This window comes from Spongiactinospora gelatinilytica (assembly GCF_003236385.1).
Taxonomy (GTDB): domain Bacteria; phylum Actinomycetota; class Actinomycetes; order Streptosporangiales; family Streptosporangiaceae; genus Spongiactinospora; species Spongiactinospora gelatinilytica.
Genome location: NZ_POUA01000939.1, coordinates 1 through 389 on the forward strand (window position 1 = coordinate 1; position 389 = coordinate 389).

Sequence of the window (389 nt, forward strand, 5' to 3'; positions counted from 1 at the left end):
GTCAGGAACAGCACCGGGGTCAGCACGGTGTCGAGCAGCGTCGCACTGATCAGGCCGCCGAAGATCGTCACCGCCACGGGGTGCAGGATCTCCTTGCCCGGCGCGTCGGCGCCGATCATCAGCGGCACCAGGGCGACGCCCGCCGAGAGCGCCGTCATCAGGACCGGCGCCAGCCGCTCCAAGCTGCCGCGGATGACGAGGTCGCGCCCGAACGGCATGCCCTCGTGGATGGCAAGGTTCAGGTAGTGGCTGATCTTGAGGATGCCGTTGCGGGTGGCGATGCCGGTCAGCGTGATGAAGCCGATCATCGAGGCGACCGAGAGTGGTTGCCCGGCTATCCAAAGGGCGGCCACCGAGCCGATCAGGGCGAGCGGGATGCTGCCTAGGAT

The 389-nt window shown here is 67.9% G+C and carries 1 protein-coding gene; it reads right to left on the reverse strand.

Annotation, left to right across the window (positions count from 1 at the left end; all coding sequences use genetic code 11):
• Positions 1 to 389, reverse strand: a 389-nt coding sequence (locus C1I98_RS40140) for an efflux RND transporter permease subunit (RefSeq protein WP_146607991.1), incomplete at both ends; no start/stop codon positions are given.